This is a genomic window from Actinomadura napierensis (assembly GCF_039529375.1).
Classification (GTDB): Bacteria; Actinomycetota; Actinomycetes; order Streptosporangiales; family Streptosporangiaceae; genus Spirillospora; species Spirillospora napierensis.
The window spans coordinates 37,358-53,410 of sequence record NZ_BAAAMR010000009.1; the positions used below are offsets into that span (position 1 = coordinate 37,358).

Here is a 16,053-nt window from a genome sequence, read left to right on the forward strand (position 1 = left end):
CGACCTCCAGGTTCTCGACCGGGTCCCACCCTCCCACGGGCCGGTCAGGACTCGACGTCGCCGGGCCCCCAGTGCGCCTCCATCCGGACGATCCTGCCGTCGTCGCCGAAGGTCATGATGTCGATGACCCGGATGCGCATGCCGGGCATGTGCACGCTGAAGGCCATCGCGGCGCGGTCGCCGTGCGAGCCGCGGATGGGGGCGTCGAGCGAGAGCTTCGCGCCGGCGCCGACGGCTCCGGTGTAGAACTCGTCGATCGCCGCGCGGCCCTCGATCGGCGGGTTGCCGACCGGGTCGGCCACCACGGCGTCGTCGGCGAACAGGCTGGTGACGGCCGCGGGGTCGCCGGAGTTGAAGCCGTCGACATAGGCCTGGAGCGCGCTCTTCATCTGTTCCTCGGTCGGCATGCGACCGAGGCTACCAAGCGCACGCTTGGCTACCCCCGCGCGTCCGGCCGCGCCTAGGGCAGGCTGAGGACGGCGGGACGGTCGGCGCGGTCGGCGCAGGCGCGCTCCGCGCACGCGGCCAGGCCCTCCAGCAGGTCCGCCGGGCCGTCCACGGCCTCCTCGTAGTGCCAGTCGCGGACGAGCGCCTCGCCCTCGGGGCCGGGGTCGAAACGGCCCTTGGCGAAGCAGCCGGCGACGGCCATCCGGACGATCACGCGGTCGCAGTCGTCCAGCTGCGTCACGTACGCGGCCGCGTCGATGAGGCCGATCGCGGCGCGGGCGTTGCGGCAGTCGTCGGTGCGGTCGGGGCGGGCGATCCGCCACTGCGCGTACGGCCGCAGGTACTCCGCGATCATCAGGGTTCTGTGCACGCCGAGGTCCTTCCGGGTTCCGGGACCTCCCATGCTGGGGACGGCGCCGCCCCGGGGCGGGCGCCTTGACCGAGGTCTTGCCGCCCGCTGACCGATTGATCGTCCCCGCCCCGCGGACCGGTCTAGGACCCGGCCAGCCCGTGCCGGAAGGCGTACGTGACGGCCTGCGCGCGGTCCCGCAGGCCCGCCTTGGCGAACAGGTTGTTGATGTGCGTCTTCACGGTCGCCTCGCTGATGAACAGGTCGCCGGCGATCTCGGCGTTCGAGCGGCCCTGCGCGATCAGCGCGAGCACCTCGGCCTCGCGCCGGGTCAGCCCGTCGGGCAGCTCGCCGCCGGGCCGCCGGGCCGGGCGCCGGTCGGCGGCGACCGCCTCGACCAGGCGGCGCTGGATCGCCGGGTCGAGCTGCGCCGCGCCGCCGCGGACGGAGGCGACCGCGCGGGCGATGTCGTCGGCGCCGGCGTCCTTGGTCAGGTACCCGCGGGCGCCGGCGCGCAGCGCCGCGAAGATCGACTCGTCGTCGGCGTAGGTGGTCAGCACGACGACCTCGACCCGCGGGTGCGCCGCCTTGATCCGCCGGGTCGCCTCCACCCCGTCCACCCGCGGCATCCGCAGGTCCATGAGCACCACGTCGGGGGACAGCTCGGCGACCATGGCGACGGCCTGCTCGCCGTCGCCGGCCGACCCGGCCACCTCGATGCCGGGCAGCAGCTCCAGCAGCAGGACCAGGCCCTCCCGCACCACCGTCTGGTCGTCGACGACCAGGATCCTCGTCTCGTCGCTCACCGTGCCCCGCCTCGTGTCACGCCGGCACCCGGAGGGCGACGCGGAATCCCCTGCCCTCCGGCCCGGTCTCCAGGGTCCCACCGATCAGTTCCGCCCGCTCCCGCATGCCGACCAGCCCGTAGCCGCCGCCCTCGATCTCCAGGACGGGCTCGGTGCCGCCGGTGTCGGACACCTCGAGCTCGACGGCGTCGCTGAGATAGCGCAGCGTGACATGGGAGCGGGCTCCCGGCGCGTGCTTGCGGACGTTGGTGAGCGCCTCCTGGGCGGTGCGGACGACGGCGAGCCCCGCCTGCGGCGTCAGCTCGCGCGGCGCGCCCGTCACCTGGACGTCGCACGGGCGGCCGGTGCCGACGTAGAACTCCTCGGCCAGCTCCGCGATGACGTCCTTCGGCTCGCGGATCTCCCCGCGCAGCGTCGCCAGCGCCCGGCGGGTCTCCTCCAGGCCGGAGCGGGCCAGGTTGCGGGCGCGCTCCACCCGGTCGAGGGCCTGCACGCGGTCCCCGTCCCGGGACAGCAGCAGCCGCGCGCCCTCCAGGTGGACGATCTGCGCCGACAGCGAGTGCGCGAGGATGTCGTGGATCTCCCGCGCGATGTGCGAGCGCTCGGCCAGCACCGCGTTGGCCGCCTCCGCGCGGCGGGTGGCCTCCTGCGCGAGGACGCTCTGCCGGCTGGCGAGGGCGCCGAGGGTCAGGCCGACGAACGCGGCCAGCAGCCCGTAGTCGGGCCCGTGCCCGGCGGCCTCGCCCAGCGCGGCCACGGAGACCACGGTCGCCGTCCCGAGGCCGAGGCCCCAGCGCGCCGGGATCCGCATCAGCAGCGCCCACAGGGCCGCCATCGAGAAGTAGTAGCCGCCCCCGCCGTGCGGGGCGATCGGGTAGAGCGACAGCGACGTCCCCATCGAGGCGAGCAGCAGCGAGATCCCCGCCCAGCGCCACGGGGAGTCCTTCGGCCGGCCCAGCCACAGGCCGGTTCCCAGCAGGACGAACGTCGCGGCGTTGAGCAGGACGACCGCCAGCCCCGTGCCGTGCAGGGCCGGGGCGGGCATTCCCCGCAGGAGCCCGTGGAGGTAGGCCACGGCGCCCCAGATCAGCACGACCGAGATCGCGACCGTCCGGACGAGCCGCTCCTCGACGGCGAAGGGTCCGAACCTCACGATGCGACGCCAACCGGTGCGGCCGCGGTGAGGCGCCGTCCGCGCCACGCGACCAGCAGGTTCTGGACGATCAGCGTCAGGGCGAGGAAGACCAGGAAGACGCTGGAGCCGACCTTCAGGCCGAGCGCGTGCCCCGCCGCCAGGAACCCGACGCGGCTGAGGATCGACACCAGCCACGCCGCGAGCGTCCAGGCGGTGCCGCGCCGCCACAGCTCGCCGTCGTCCGCCCGCCACAGCCGGACGGTCACCGCGCGTAGGGCGCCGAACGCGACGGCGGTGACGGCCTCGACCGCCAGGAGCGCGACGCTCAATCCCGCGTGCGCCTGGTCCAGCAGGCCGCCCTGCGCCACGCCGATGACGGCGAGGACGGCGGGGAGGGTGTAGAGCCTGCGCTCGCCGACCGGCCGGGAGCGCAGCTGCCGGTAGAGGACGAGCGCGAGCACGGCGAGGGCGATGAGCACGTTGTCGGCGGTGTTCATGGTCTCGACCGTAGGTCCGGGCGGCCGTGCCGGGGATCGGCGTCCGGCTGGACTTGCGGGCCTCCACCGGCGGGTGGAGAACCCTCCGTGACCAGTGGTTCACCGCCGAACGTTGCCCGTGGCAGCTGGCCGAAACCGGCCAGCTCCGCGATCTTGCTTCGAGAAACGCTCACGTTTTTGAATCGGGTACCACTCCGGCGTGGATCGCTCCAACCAGCGGTCCGCGCATCGTGACGAAAGGCGCGTCCAGAACCCGTGAAATCCATCCTCCGCGCCGCCTCCGTGGCGGCGCCCCTCGCCCTGGCGCTCGGCGCGGTCGCCGCACCCGCCCAGGCGACCCCCCGGACCCCCTCGACGGCCACCGAGGCGCCCGCGCCCGGCGTGCCGGCGTTCGACTTCGCCAAGGACTGCCCGCCGCTGCCCGCCGGCATCGACCCGTCCCTCGGGCTGTGCATGCAGATGGTCGTGACCGGCGGGACCATGAAGCTCGGCGGGCTCGGCCAGACCATCACCCAGCCGATGCGGATCACCGTCCAGTCGGTCCAGGCCGACGCCTCGTCCCCGTCGGAGTTCACCAGCGTGACGCTGACGGGCAAGCCGATGACCGTCCCGGGCGGCGTGCTCGGGCTGCTCGGGCTGAACGTCCCCGGCCTCGACGACCTGCCGTTCAACAAGGTCCAGGTGCAGCCGAAGTACACCGGCGGCTTCACCTTCGACCTGCCCAACGCAGGGCTGGAGATGAAGATCAAGATCATCAACGACGCGGTCGGGAAGGGCTGCTCGATCGGCTCCAAGAAAGACCCGGTCAAGCTGAACCTCGGCGTCGACCTCGGCCAGATCAGCGTCGTCGACGAGGGCGACCCGAACGACACCTTCCACCACCCGCCGGTCCTGCACACGCCGGCCTCCGACACCGCCTTCGCGGTGCCGAAGACGTCCGGCTGCGGGCTGTTCGGGCCGGTGATCGACTGGAAGGCCGGGCTGCCCTCGGCGTCGGGCCAGAACACCGCGTCGTTCGACACCTACCTCGCGCTCGCGACGTACGCCCCGCCGACGTCGGCCGCCGTGCAGCGCAAGGCGCAGGACCCGATCCAGCGGCTGCGCGACCTGCGGATCGGCCGCTGACCCGCCCCTCCCCGGGGCCGTGCACGACCTGACGGCCCCGGCCCCGCACCGGGCGTCACCGGCACCCGGGGGCGGCACCCGCACCGCCCCCGGAGCGCCGGCCACATGCCGGCGCGTCCACAAATCCGTGCGCCCACAGATCCGTGCGCCTGCGCGAACCGATGCGCCTACAGATCGATGCGCTCGGTGTCCAGCTCGGACGCGCCGGCGGTGATGAACTCCCGGCGCGGCGCCACATCGCTGCCCATCAGCAGATCGAAGATCTTCGCCGCCTCGTCCGCGTCCTCCACCCGGATCCGGCGCAGGATGCGGTGGCGCGGGTCCATCGTGGTCTCCGCGAGCTGGTCGGCGTCCATCTCACCGAGGCCCTTGTACCGCTGGATGGGCTCCTTCCAGCGCTGGCCCTTGCGCTCGAACTCCACCAGCTTGCGGGTCAGCTCGCCGTCGCTGTAGCAGTAGACGTACTTCTCCTGGCCCTTCTTGGGCTTGACCAGCTCGATCCGGTGCAGCGGCGGGACCGCCGTGAACACCCGCCCCGCCTCCAGCATCGGCCGCATGTAGCGGAACAGCAGCGTCAGCAGCAGCGTGCGGATGTGCGACCCGTCGACGTCGGCGTCGGCCATCAGGATGATCCGGCCGTAGCGGGCGGCGTCGATGTCGAACGTGCGGCCCGACCCGGCCCCGATCACCTGGATGATCGCGGCGCACTCGGCGTTCTTCAGCATGTCCGCGACGGACGCCTTCTGCACGTTGAGGATCTTGCCCCGGATCGGCAGCAGCGCCTGGAACTCGGAGTCGCGGGCCAGCTTGGCGGTGCCGAGCGCCGAGTCGCCCTCGACGATGAACAGCTCGCTGCGGTCGTCGGCGTTGCGGCAGTCGACCAGCTTGGCCGGCAGCGCCGAGTTCTCCAGCGCGGTCTTGCGGCGCTGGTTGTCGCGCTGGGTGCGGGCCGCGATCCGGGTCTTGGCCGCCCCGACGATCTTCTCCAGCACGGCCCGCAGCGGCTGCTTCTGGCCGCGCGGTGGGTTCTCGAAGATCTCCTTCAGCTCCCGCGTGACCACCTGCGAGACGATCCGGGTGGCCGCGGAGGTGCCGAGGATCTCCTTGGTCTGCCCCTCGAACTGCGGCTCGGGAAGCCGGACCGTCACCACCGCGGTCAGGCCCTCCAGGACGTCCTCCTTGATGACGTCCTCGTCGCCGTTCTTCAGCAGCCGGGTGGCGCGCAGCTGCTCGTTGACGACCTTGAGCACCGCGCGGTCGAACCCGCGCAGGTGGGTGCCGCCCTTCGGGGTGGCGATCACGTTCACGAACGACCTGGTGACCGTGTCGTAGCCGGTGCCCCAGCGCAGCGCGACGTCGACCTCCAAGTCGCGCTCCACGTCGGTCGGGGTCAGGTGGCCCTGCTCGTCCAGCACCGGGACGGTCTCGGTGAAGTGCCCGCGGCCCTGCAGCCGCAGCACCTCGACCAGGGCGGCGTCCTTGGCCAGGTAGGTGCAGTACTCGCTGATGCCGCCGTCGAAGCGGAACCTCTCCTCGACGACCTCCTCGCCGCGCTCGTCGCGGACGTCGATGGTCAGGCCCGGGATCAGGAAGGCGGTCTGGCGCATCCGGTCCAGGACGAGGGACTGCTCGACCGTGGCGTCCTGGAGGAAGATCTGCATGTCGGGCCAGAACCGGGTGCGGTTGCCGGTCACCTTCCTGGCGACCTTGCGGATCTGCCGCAGCCCCGACTTCTTCTTGAACCGGGCGTTCGGGCGGCCGTCGTCGGCGAACTCGCCGGGCAGGCCGCGCCGGAAGCTGATCGCGTGGGTGTGGCCCTCGCGGTCGACCTCGACGTCCAGCCGGGCCGACAGGGCGTTCACCACGGACGCGCCGACGCCGTGCAGGCCGCCGGACGCGGTGTAGGACACCCCGCCGAACTTGCCTCCGGCGTGCAGCCTGGTCATCACCAGCTCGACGCCGGGCAGGCCCGTCTTCGGCTCCAGGTCGACCGGGATGCCGCGGCCGTTGTCGCCCACCTCGAACGACCCGTCGGCGCGCATCGTCACGCTGATGTGCGTGCAGTACCCGGCCAGGGCCTCGTCGACGCTGTTGTCGACGATCTCCCACAGGCAGTGCGCCAGGCCACGGCTGTCGGTCGACCCGATGTACATCCCGGGTCGCTTCCGCACGGCCTCCAGCCCCTCCAGCACCGAGAGGTGCCGGGCGGAGTAGCCGTGCGGGTCATCGGTCATCGCTTCGGCGGTCGCGGCGGTCAACTGCGTGTGCTCCTCGGGGGTAGGACATTCGGCAAGAGGGTACCCCCGGGCACCGACAAACGTTCGAAGGGCTCGCCGCCTCGGCCTTTCCGGCACGCGCGTGCGGACGATCTTCCCGCCGGTCCCCCGCGGTCCGTCCGATTCTCCCCCAACCGGGGGTGGACCGCCGCAACGTCCACCTATAGGTGGGTGCACCGGCCCGTCACGCTTCCCTAATGTCCTGCCCATGGCAGAAACGATCGAGGTCAGCGGCCTCCGTAAGCGCTACGGGGACGTCAACGCGGTGGACGGGGTGACGTTCGCCGTCGACGAGGGCGAGTTCTTCGGGATCCTCGGGCCCAACGGGGCCGGCAAGACGACGACCCTGGAGATCGTCGAGGGGCTGCGGCAGGCCGACGAGGGGACGGTCTCGGTCCTCGGTCTCCCCCCGTGGCCGCGCAACCCGCGGCTGCTCCCCCGGATCGGCGTGCAGCTGCAGGCGTCGTCGTTCTTCGAGCGGCTCACCGCGCGCGAGCAGCTCCGGACGTTCGGGTCGCTGTACGGCGTCCCGGCGAAGAAGGCCGACGCGATGCTGGAGACCGTCGGGCTCTCCGACAAGGCGGACGTGCGGGTGGAGAAGCTGTCGGGCGGGCAGGCGCAGCGGCTGTCGATCGCGTGCGCGCTCGTGCACGACCCGGAGCTGGTGTTCCTGGACGAGCCGACCGCCGCGCTGGACCCGCAGGCGCGGCGCAACCTGTGGGATGTGCTGCGCGCCATCAACACCGAGGGCCGCACCATCGTCCTGACCACGCATTACATGGACGAGGCCGAGTCGCTGTGCGACCGGGTCGCGATCATGGACTCGGGCCGGATCCTGCGGCTCGGGCCGCCCGCGGTGCTGGTGCGCGGGCTGGACGCGCCGGCCCGCATCAGCATCGCCAGCGGCGTGCTGAACGAGGCCGACGCGCGCCGGCTGCCCGGCGCCGACGACGCCGAGGACGACGGCGTCTCGCTGACGATCTCCACCCGGGACCCCTCCGCGGTGGTGGCGGCCATGGCCGCCAAGGACGCGCTGGACGGGGTGCAGATCCGCGGCGCCACCCTCGAGGACGTCTTTCTGGAGCTCACCGGACGGGAGTACAGGGCGTGAGCACACTGGAGAGTTTCAAGAGCCTGTCCCGGGCGATGTTCCTGGGCTTCCGGCGGGACCGGGGCGCGCTGTTCTTCACCGTTCTGTTCCCGCTGATGTTCCTGGTGATCTTCGGCGGCGTGTTCGGCCACCAGAGCACCTCCAAGGTGAAGGTGCTGGAGATCGGCCGGGTGTCGATCCTGGACCAGGCGATGGCGCACGGGGGCGACGAGCTCGGCGACACCCTCAAGCTGTCCAAGACCTCGGACCGGCACAACGCGCTGCACAAGGTCACCAAGGGCGACGCGGACGCGGCGGTGGAGCAGGTCGGGAACCAGCTGGTCGTGCACTACTCGGCGGCCGACCAGGTGAAGTCCGGGACCGTGCAGGGCCTGATGAACTCGATCGTCCAGGGCGCGAACCAGGCGGCGACCGGCAAGCCGCCCGCCTACCGCGTGACCTCGCAGCAGGTGGAGGACGACTCGCTCAAGGCGATCCAGTTCTTCACGCCGAGCCTGCTGGGCTGGGCGCTGGCGTCGGCCGGCGTGTTCGGGGCGTCCCAGACGCTCGTGACGTGGCGGACGAAGGGCATCCTGCGCCGCCTCCAGCTGTCCCCCGCGCCGGTGCCCACGGTGTTCGCCGCGCGGGTCGCGGTGAGCCTGGCCGTGGCGCTCGTGCAGTTCGGGTTGTTCGTGGCGGTGGCGCAACTGCCGGTGTTCGGGCTGAAACTCGGCCACTACTGGTGGATGGCCATCCCCATGGTGCTCTCGGGGGTGCTGGCCTTCCTGGCGATCGGGATGGTGATCGGCGCATGGGCGAAGACGCAGGAGACGGCCCAGGCGGTGACGCAGCTGGTGGTGCTGCCGATGGCGTTCCTCGGCGGCTCGTTCTTCCCGCTGGACGCCTCGCCGACGTGGATGCGGACGCTGGCCTACATCTTCCCGCTGCGGTATCTGAACACCGGGATGCTGAACGTGATGGGCCGCGGCCTCGGGCCGATGTCCGCGCTGCCGCAGATGGGAATCCTGCTCGGTTTCGCGGTGGTGGGCGGGCTCGTCGCCATGCGCCTCTTCCGCTGGGACGCCGCGTGACAATCGCAGGCCGGACGATGTGACCTCGGTCACTAATTGGGCCATTCTGCTGTGGGCGTACGAAGAAGCAGGTTGGGAACGTCCACGTCGGGTTAGATGTTGTCCTAAGTACCGACCCCGAGCATGAGGAAGGTGCCGTGACTGGAGCCCTTGCCCCGACCAAGCCGCTGACCGTCGCCGACCGGTGCGACCGCTGCGGCGCCCAGGCCTACGTTCGTGCGGTCCTTGTAGGCGGCGGCGACCTTCTGTTCTGCGCCCACCACGGGCGTAAGTACACGGAGGCCCTGCGCGCCAACGGGGCCGACATTCAGGATGAGACCGACAGGCTCAACGAAACCCCGGCCGCCGCCGTGGACGACTAGCGGCAGGCATCGAAATAGCACGCCCCGCGGGCGGCGGTCACCGGAGACGGTGACCGCCGTTCGCATTTCAGTCGCGGGTCCCATCGGACCCCATCCCGGGCAATGACCGAATGGATTCGTTGAGTGATCAATTCATCACGCTGCGTATCCATGAAATGGCCGGCCGGTGACGCGGACCATCGCGCCGCCGGCCTTCTCACGCCGGCGTGACGCTCTTCACGCGATAGTGGTATCCGCCCGACTCGGTGAACCCCTCGGCCGCGTACATCGCCCGCGCCGGGGCGTTCCGCTCGACGACGACCAGGTACGCCCGCTCGCAGCCCTGCTCGCGCCCCCAGCCGAGCAGCGCGCGCAGGACACGCCGCCCCAGCCCGCGGCGGCGCGCCTCCGGCGACACGGCCATCGCGTAGATCCCCAGCCACTCGCCCTGCGGGACGCCCCGGCCCACGGCCACGCCGTCGAGGGATGCGTACCCCGCCGGGACGCCGGTCAGGATCTGCGTCGCCGTCGGCAACTGGTGGTCGTAACGGCCGTCCACCGACCACCAGACGTCCAGCCAGCCGGCGGACGGCTCGTCCGCGATCTCCACGCCGTCCCGCTCGTACGGGCCGTCGATATCGGCCGCCATGCCGAGCGTCGGATCGACCAGCTCGTAGCCCCGCGCCTCCAGGAGCGCGTTGAGCCCGTCCGGCCGCGCGCGCTCGCTCATGGAGAACACCGCAGGCAGCCCGCGCTCGCCGTAGAAGCGCTCCGTCCGCCGCAGCGCCCCGTCGAGGTCCTCAGGAGCTCCCAGGGGCAGGACGGAGTTGGCCCGCTTGGTGACGCCGTCGGCGTGGCGCAGCAGCCACCCCCCAATATCCTGGACGGACCGCGCGGGCCAGGCCTCGGCCACGAGCCGGTCGAGGTCCCGTGGCCCCTGGACCGTCGAGTATTTCGACATCAAACGCCAGCCATCAGAGAACACCGTCTTTCGGGGGGAACGTGCACATCCTGCTGCCGCCGTCGGAGAAGAAGGCTACCGAGGGCGACGGGCCGCCCCTCGACCCGGCCTCGCTGAGCTTCCCGGGGCTGACCGCGGCGCGCAAGCGGGTCATCACCGCCCTGACCAGGGCGTCCCGCCGCAAGGACGCGCCGGAGGTCCTCGGGCTGCCGGCCGGGCAGGTCGACGAGGCGCTGGAGCGCAACAGGGCGCTGCGCGAGGCGCCCGCGCTGCCCGCGGCGCGGCTGTACACGGGCGTCCTCTACGACAACCTGGACCTGCCGAGCCTGGACGCGCGGGCCGCCGCCGAGCGCATCGTGGTCTTCTCGGGCCTGTGGGGCGCGCTGCGGCTCACCGACCGCGTCCCGCCCTACCGGCTGTCCATGTCGGTGTCGCTGCCGCCCATGGGCCGTCTGGGGACGTTCTGGCGGCCGGTGATGCGGAAGACGCTCGACCTGGACGGGCTGATCGTCGACATGCGCTCCGGTCCGTACGCGTCGGCCTGGAAGGCTCCCGGGCCGGCCGTCGCGGTCCGCGTCTTCCGCGAGCGGATCGTGGACGGCGCGCCCGAACGGACGGTCGTCAGCCACATGGCCAAGGCGACCCGGGGCGCGATCGCCCATGACCTGATCAAGGCGGGCGCCGATCCCGCGACGCCCGAGGAGCTGCTGAAGGCCGTCACCGGCCTCGGGCACACCGCCGAGCTGAACGGCGCGAACCTCGACGTGATCCTGCATTCCTGACGGACCGCCGCCCGCGCCGCGCGGACGCACGCGCCGGCGCACCACCGTGAAGGCCCCCGTCCGCCGGACGGGGGCCTTCACGGTGACAAGAACGTGTCAGTCGAGGTAGTCCCGCAGCACCTGCGAGCGGGACGGGTGGCGCAGCTTCGACATGGTCTTGGACTCGATCTGCCGGATGCGCTCCCGGGTCACCCCGTACACCTTGCCGATCTCGTCCAGCGTCTTCGGCTGGCCGTCGGTCAGCCCGAACCGCATCGACACCACGCCCGCCTCGCGCTCGCTCAGCGTGTCGAGCACCGAGTGCAGCTGCTCCTGCAGCAGCGTGAAGCTGACCGCGTCGGCCGGGACGATCGCCTCGGAGTCCTCGATGAGGTCGCCGAACTCGCTGTCGCCGTCCTCACCGAGCGGGGTGTGCAGGGAGATCGGCTCGCGGCCGTACTTCTGCACCTCGACGACCTTCTCCGGGGTCATGTCGAGTTCCTTGGCCAGCTCCTCCGGGGTGGGCTCGCGGCCCAGGTCCTGGAGCATCTGGCGCTGCACGCGGGCCAGCTTGTTGATGACCTCGACCATGTGCACCGGGATGCGGATGGTGCGGGCCTGGTCGGCCATCGCGCGGGTGATCGCCTGCCGGATCCACCAGGTGGCGTACGTGGAGAACTTGTAGCCCTTGGTGTAGTCGAACTTCTCGACCGCGCGGATCAGGCCGAGGTTGCCCTCCTGGATCAGGTCCAGGAACAGCATGCCGCGGCCGGTGTAGCGCTTGGCCAGCGAGACCACGAGCCGGAGGTTGGCCTCCAGCAGGTGGTTCTTGGCGCGGCGGCCGTCCTCGGCGATCCACTCGAAGTCCTCGAGGTCCTCCTCGCCCAGCGCCGGGCCGTCGGCGGCCAGGCGCTCCTCGGCGAACAGGCCGGCCTCGATCCGCTTGGCCAGCTCGACCTCCTGCTCGGCGTTGAGCAGCGGGACCTTGCCGATCTGCTTGAGGTAGTCCTTGACCGGGTCGGCGGTGGCGCCGGCCGCGGCGATCTGCTGGGCGGGCGCGTCCTCGTCGTCGTCGCCGAGGGTGAAGCCCTCCTCCTCGGCCGGGGCGTCGCCGCCCTTCTTGGCGGCCGGGGCGGCCTTCTCGGCGGCGGGCGCGGCCGGGGCCTCGTCCTCCTCGCCGTCGGGCGTCTCCTCGACCTCGGCGGGCGCGTCCTCGACGAGTTCGACCTCGAGGTCGTTCAGGTCCTCTTCGAGGTCGACGTCGACCTCGTCGTCGAGTTCGGGGTCGTCGGACTTCTTGGCCGGGGCGGCCGCCTTGACCGCCGCGGGCTGCGCGGCGGCCTTCTTGGCGGGCGCGGCCTTCTTCGGCTTGGCCTTGGCGGACTTGGGCGGAGCGGGCTTGGGCGCCGCGGGCCTCGGGGCCTCCGGGCGCGGCGCGGGCTCCTCGGGGGCCGCGTCGTCGCCGACGACCGCGGTCACCGTGTCGGGCTGCTCCTTGGCGGCAGCGGCGGTCCTGGGCCTGCGCGCCGGCGGCGCCGCGCGCTTGCGCGAACGCTTGGGCGCCGCGGAATCGGCAGCGCTCACCACGACGGTCACACCCTCCTTGCTGAGGCTCCGCAGAATGCTGGAGGCCTTCGACACGGGGATGTCGGCCTCCTCGAACGTACGGCGTACGTCGTCGGCTTCGAGGTAACCCTGGGACCGTCCACGCTCGATCAGTTGCGCGATGACGTGATCGTGCAGATCTGACGCTTTCGAGGTCGAGCTAGCAGGCGACACAAATACCTCTCGAACGAACGTGTGGCTTGGTTGACCCAAGTGCCCTGACGGGCCCGGCCTCACACTGGGTGGGACCACACACTGGGCGGACCTCCCGGTGCGGGACCGCAGCGTACCCGCTCTCACTGGGTCAAGCATTCTGGCACTGCTGCGCATTCCGCCCTGAGGTCCTACCCGGTAACTCTCCACCTTAGAGGGCGCGAGGCGGTCCTTCGTACGGGCGGGACCGACTTCTCACCGTCTGCGGCGGGCTTCACTCGGGTTTCACCAGGACTTGGGCGGGACGTGCAGGGCGAGCACGGTCACATCGTCTACCTGCTCGTACCCGGCAAGCATCCGATCGACCAGGAAGTCGACGAGTCTTTCTGGATCTCCTACCACTTCAGGTGGGGCGTCCGCGGCCGTCGCGACGAGTTCCTCCAGCCCGGCGTCCACCCCACGCCTACGGTTCTCCACAAGTCCATCGGAATAGAAGACCACAGTGTTGCCGGTCTCGATGGAAAAACTTGTCTGCTGCCGCTGGCTCGGCCAGCCGAGCGGCGTGCCGGGCTCGCGCGTGCTCACGCGCGCGGGCGCGTCCGGAGAGATCAGAAGGGGTGGCGGGTGGCCGGCGTTGCTGAAGGCGCCGCGGCCCGTCTCGGGGTCGATGACCGCGTACGCGACCGTGGTGAACTGCTCCTCGTCCTCGGTGGCGCTGAACAGCCGGTCGAGTCCGGCGAGCACCGCGGCGGGCCGCGGGTCGTTCAGCGCGAGCGCGCGCAGCGCGTTGCGGACGCGTCCCATTCCGGCCGCGGCGAGCACGCCCTTGCCCATGACGTCGCCCACCGCGACCGCGAGCCGGTCGTCGGGGAGCCGGAAGACGTCGTACCAGTCGCCGCCGACCTGGACATGGCGGGTGGCCGGGTTGTAGCGGGCCGCCAGCACCATGCCGGGCAGCTGCGGGAGGTCACTGGGGAGAAGGCTGCGCTGGAGCTCCTCGGCGGTCCGGTGCTCGCGTTCGAACAGCAGCGCGCGCTCCACCGCCAGGGCGCACTGCCCGGCGAGCGCCTCCAGGAAGACCCGCTCCTCCTCGGTGATCTCCCTGGGCCGGGTGAAGGAGAAGCGCAGCGCGCCTATCGGGGCGCCCGCGGCCAGCAGGGGCAGGCCCACCCAGGCGCGCTCCTCGGGATGCTGGGCGAACAGCTCCTTCTCGTCGCGGCCGAGTTGCAGGCGCAGGCTGTCGGGGTGCTCGGCCAGGAACGGCCGGCTCTCGCGCACCGCGACGGACATGACGGTCTGGTCGGCGACCTTGATGTCGTCCCGAGAGGCCGGGCGGGCGTCGCCCTCCGCGCCGGGCTGGGACGGGGTGACGATGCTGAGGCGCAGCTTGTCGTCGTCCAGCAGCGCCACGGCCGAGTAGTCGGCGCCGATGGCGGACCGCCCGACCTCGGTGATCACCTGGACGACCTGCGAGACGGTCAGCGCCTCGGCGAGCATCGAGGTGGCCTGCTGGAGCCGCGCGGTGCGCAGCGCCGCGGCCGACAGCTGCTCGGTCAGCCGCCCGCGCATCTCCTCGGCCTCGCGCTGGCCCGTGACGTCGGTGTTGGCACCGACCCACTCGATGACCTCGTCACCGCGCCGGATCGGGACGGCCCGCACGTCGAAGTGCCGGTACGTGCCGCTCTTGGTGCGGATCCGGTAGTTGGTCTCGAAGACCCGGTTCTCCGCGACGCATTCGCGCCAGGCCGCCTCGATGCGGGGACGGTCCTCGGGGTGGACGACCGCCATCCAGCCGCCGACGGCGTAGTCCTCGGAGGCCTGGCCGGTGATCGCGCGCCATTCCGGGGCGTCGTCGATCACGCCGCCGCCGGGCGCGGCCACCCAGACCACCTGGGCGCTGGCCTCCACGAGCGAGCGGTAGCGCTGCTCCTTGCGCCGGATGACCTCCTCGGCGCGGCGCCGCTCGGTCACGTCCAGCGCGGTCAGCACGACGCCGAGCCGCTCGCCGCCGGACCCGCGGGCGGGCAGCCACGTGCAGGCGAGGATGCGCTCCTCGACGGCGGTGGCGACCGCCGCCGCCTCTCCCGCGCGTCCGGGCTCGCCGTCGGCGGGGACGACGAGGTCGAGGTCGGCCAGCGGGCGGTCCTCGGCGAGCACGGTGCGCAGCGCCGTCTCGAACGCGCCCGCCAGGGTCTCGGGCAGCACCTCGGCGGGGCGCCGCCGCTGCAGGTCGCGGACGTCCACGCCGAGCAGCGCCGCGAGCGCGTCGTTGGCCCTGCGGCAGCGCAGGTCGCCGTCGAAGAACGCCAGGCCGCCGGGGGCCTCCTTCAGCAGGGTCGCGTACAGCGCGGAGTCGGACGCATCCATGGGCTGCCCCTCCACCCCTGAGACGCGGGGTTGGGGAACGGACGTCTCGGTGCTCATGGACAACACCTCCGCCCCAGAGGGTCCCGTACCGCGCGACAAGTTTTCATCACTATGAGTGAATGGGAGCAGGCTAGCGCTCCCGCCTCCATCACAACACCGGTCGGAGTCAGGTATTCATCATCCCGGTGGTTCGCCGCCTACGGAAGCCCTGAAGGACATCCTTGTCTCTGTGCTCCCATGCGACGGCGCGGGATTCGGACGCCTTCCTACGGGACGCCGGACGCGGCCCATGAGGAGGGCGAGTAGGCGATGTTACGGCGCCCGGGGCGGGATGGGCGGCCAACCCCGCCGCTTCGGCGAGTTTCCGGTCGCCGGCCGTTCCGGCCACCCTCCGCCCGATTTGGTAGAAAAAAGGCGATAAAGACTGTTTCTGTGTCCGGCTTCCCTTACCCGCCGGCGCTACTTACCGGCCTTGGCGGCGGCCTTCGTCTCCTGTTTGAAGGCGCGCACCTTCGCCAGCGACTCCGGGCCGGTGATGTCGGCGACCGACCGGTGCGAGCCCTCCTCGCCGTACGCGCCCGCCGCCTCCCGCCAGCCCTCCGGCCGGACCCCGTACTGCTTGCCCAGCAGCGCCAGGAAGATCTGCGCCTTCTGCCTGCCGAAGCCGGGCAGCCCGTTCAGCCGCTTGAACAGCTCCTTGCCGTCGGCCGCGTCCTTCCACACCCTCTCGGCGTCCCCGTCGTAGTTCTCGACGACGTACCGGCACAACTGCTGCACCCGCTTGGCCATCGAACCGGGGTAACGGTGCACGGCCGGCTTCTCCGACAACAGCGCCGCGAACCGCTCCGGATCGCAGGCGGCGATCTCGTGGGCGTGGAGATCGTCCGTCCCGAGCCGCTGCGCGATCGTGTAAGGGCCCGAGAACGCCCATTCCATCGGGATCTGCTGGTCGAGGAGCATTCCCACCAATGCGGCGAGCGGGCTGCGGCCCAGCAGTTCGTCGGCCTCGGGCCGCTGCGCTAGGTGAACCTTCGTGGCCATGGGGCCAG

The 16,053-nt window shown here is 71.7% G+C and carries 15 protein-coding genes; 5 read left to right on the plus strand and 10 right to left on the minus strand.

The annotated features are described in order from the left end of the window. Nucleotides 1-44: 44 nt before the first annotated feature. The 5 genes from ABD296_RS07740 to ABD296_RS07760 form a co-directional block, all read right to left on the minus strand. The gene (locus tag ABD296_RS07740) at nucleotides 45-407 is read right to left on the minus strand and encodes a nuclear transport factor 2 family protein (protein ID WP_344263027.1); all 363 of its coding nucleotides are present in this window, start codon (nucleotides 405-407) and stop codon (nucleotides 45-47) included. Between the two features lie 53 nt (nucleotides 408-460). After that, nucleotides 461-817, minus strand: coding sequence for a hypothetical protein (locus ABD296_RS07745; protein WP_344263029.1), 357 nt, complete (start codon nucleotides 815-817; stop codon nucleotides 461-463). 122 nt (nucleotides 818-939) lie between these two features. Then, nucleotides 940-1,602, minus strand: a complete 663-nt coding sequence (locus ABD296_RS07750; protein ID WP_344263031.1) for a response regulator transcription factor — start codon at nucleotides 1,600-1,602, stop codon at nucleotides 940-942. Between the two features lie 16 nt (nucleotides 1,603-1,618). Continuing rightward, a complete protein-coding gene (locus ABD296_RS07755) occupies nucleotides 1,619-2,755 on the minus strand; it encodes a sensor histidine kinase (protein WP_344263033.1) in 1,137 nt (378 codons plus the stop codon). Then, nucleotides 2,752-3,234 carry a hypothetical protein gene (locus tag ABD296_RS07760; protein WP_344263036.1) on the minus strand — a complete coding sequence of 161 codons (483 nt, stop codon included), beginning with the start codon at nucleotides 3,232-3,234 and terminating at the stop codon, nucleotides 2,752-2,754. Before ABD296_RS07760 ends, ABD296_RS07755 begins: the two co-directional genes overlap by 4 nt. A 255-nt stretch (nucleotides 3,235-3,489) precedes the next feature. Here ABD296_RS07760 and ABD296_RS07765 point away from each other — a divergent pair, with 255 nt between their 5' ends. Next, nucleotides 3,490-4,359, plus strand: coding sequence for a hypothetical protein (locus ABD296_RS07765; protein ID WP_344263038.1), 870 nt, complete (start codon nucleotides 3,490-3,492; stop codon nucleotides 4,357-4,359). Between the two features lie 167 nt (nucleotides 4,360-4,526). Here the strand turns inward: ABD296_RS07765 and ABD296_RS07770 are convergent, their stop codons facing one another. After that, nucleotides 4,527-6,617 carry a DNA gyrase/topoisomerase IV subunit B gene (locus tag ABD296_RS07770; protein ID WP_407061449.1) on the minus strand — a complete coding sequence of 697 codons (2,091 nt, stop codon included), beginning with the start codon at nucleotides 6,615-6,617 and terminating at the stop codon, nucleotides 4,527-4,529. A gap of 226 nt (nucleotides 6,618-6,843) precedes the next feature. Here ABD296_RS07770 and ABD296_RS07775 point away from each other — a divergent pair, with 226 nt between their 5' ends. The 3 genes from ABD296_RS07775 (at nucleotide 6,844) to ABD296_RS07785 (ending at nucleotide 9,178) form a co-directional block, all read left to right on the plus strand. After that, a complete protein-coding gene (locus ABD296_RS07775) occupies nucleotides 6,844-7,746 on the plus strand; it encodes an ABC transporter ATP-binding protein (RefSeq protein WP_344263040.1) in 903 nt (300 codons plus the stop codon). Beyond that, on the plus strand, nucleotides 7,743-8,816 hold the full coding sequence (locus ABD296_RS07780) for an ABC transporter permease (protein ID WP_344263042.1): 1,074 nt from the start codon (nucleotides 7,743-7,745) through the stop codon (nucleotides 8,814-8,816). The genes ABD296_RS07775 and ABD296_RS07780 overlap by 4 nt, the downstream gene beginning before the upstream one ends. A 137-nt stretch (nucleotides 8,817-8,953) precedes the next feature. Then, the gene (locus tag ABD296_RS07785) at nucleotides 8,954-9,178 is read left to right on the plus strand and encodes a DUF7455 domain-containing protein (protein ID WP_344263044.1); all 225 of its coding nucleotides are present in this window, start codon (nucleotides 8,954-8,956) and stop codon (nucleotides 9,176-9,178) included. 196 nt (nucleotides 9,179-9,374) lie between these two features. Here ABD296_RS07785 and ABD296_RS07790 read toward each other — a convergent pair whose 3' ends face one another. Further along, nucleotides 9,375-10,118, minus strand: coding sequence for a GNAT family N-acetyltransferase (locus ABD296_RS07790; RefSeq protein ID WP_344263046.1), 744 nt, complete (start codon nucleotides 10,116-10,118; stop codon nucleotides 9,375-9,377). A 41-nt stretch (nucleotides 10,119-10,159) separates the two neighbouring features. Here ABD296_RS07790 and ABD296_RS07795 point away from each other — a divergent pair, with 41 nt between their 5' ends. After that, a complete protein-coding gene (locus ABD296_RS07795) occupies nucleotides 10,160-10,900 on the plus strand; it encodes a YaaA family protein (RefSeq protein WP_344263049.1) in 741 nt (246 codons plus the stop codon). Nucleotides 10,901-10,996: 96 nt separating this feature from the next. Here ABD296_RS07795 and ABD296_RS07800 read toward each other — a convergent pair whose 3' ends face one another. The 3 genes from ABD296_RS07800 to ABD296_RS07810 all read right to left on the minus strand — a co-directional run bounded on the left by ABD296_RS07800 (nucleotide 10,997) and on the right by ABD296_RS07810 (nucleotide 16,045). Further along, nucleotides 10,997-12,658, minus strand: coding sequence for an RNA polymerase sigma factor (locus ABD296_RS07800; RefSeq protein WP_344263051.1), 1,662 nt, complete (start codon nucleotides 12,656-12,658; stop codon nucleotides 10,997-10,999). A 264-nt stretch (nucleotides 12,659-12,922) separates the two neighbouring features. Further along, entirely contained in the window at nucleotides 12,923-15,061 is a 2,139-nt protein-coding gene (locus ABD296_RS07805) for a SpoIIE family protein phosphatase (protein ID WP_344263053.1), read from the minus strand. A gap of 402 nt (nucleotides 15,062-15,463) precedes the next feature. Next, nucleotides 15,464-16,045, minus strand: a complete 582-nt coding sequence (locus ABD296_RS07810) for an HhH-GPD-type base excision DNA repair protein (protein WP_344263055.1) — start codon at nucleotides 16,043-16,045, stop codon at nucleotides 15,464-15,466. Between the last annotated feature and the right edge of the window lie 8 nt (nucleotides 16,046-16,053).

Bases quoted from the DNA above. Each gene is read 5' to 3' on its own strand.
- ABD296_RS07775 (WP_344263040.1), top strand. From the start codon at position 6,844: ATGGCAGAAACGATCGAGGTCAGCGGCCTCCGTAAGCGCTACGGGGAC.
- ABD296_RS07790 (WP_344263046.1), bottom strand. From the start codon at position 10,118: ATGTCGAAATACTCGACGGTCCAGGGGCCACGGGACCTCGACCGGCTC.
- ABD296_RS07805 (WP_344263053.1), bottom strand. From the start codon at position 15,061: ATGAGCACCGAGACGTCCGTTCCCCAACCCCGCGTCTCAGGGGTGGAG.
- ABD296_RS07760 (WP_344263036.1), bottom strand. From the start codon at position 3,234: ATGAACACCGCCGACAACGTGCTCATCGCCCTCGCCGTGCTCGCGCTC.
- ABD296_RS07810 (WP_344263055.1), bottom strand. From the start codon at position 16,045: ATGGCCACGAAGGTTCACCTAGCGCAGCGGCCCGAGGCCGACGAACTG.
- ABD296_RS07740 (WP_344263027.1), bottom strand. From the start codon at position 407: ATGCCGACCGAGGAACAGATGAAGAGCGCGCTCCAGGCCTATGTCGAC.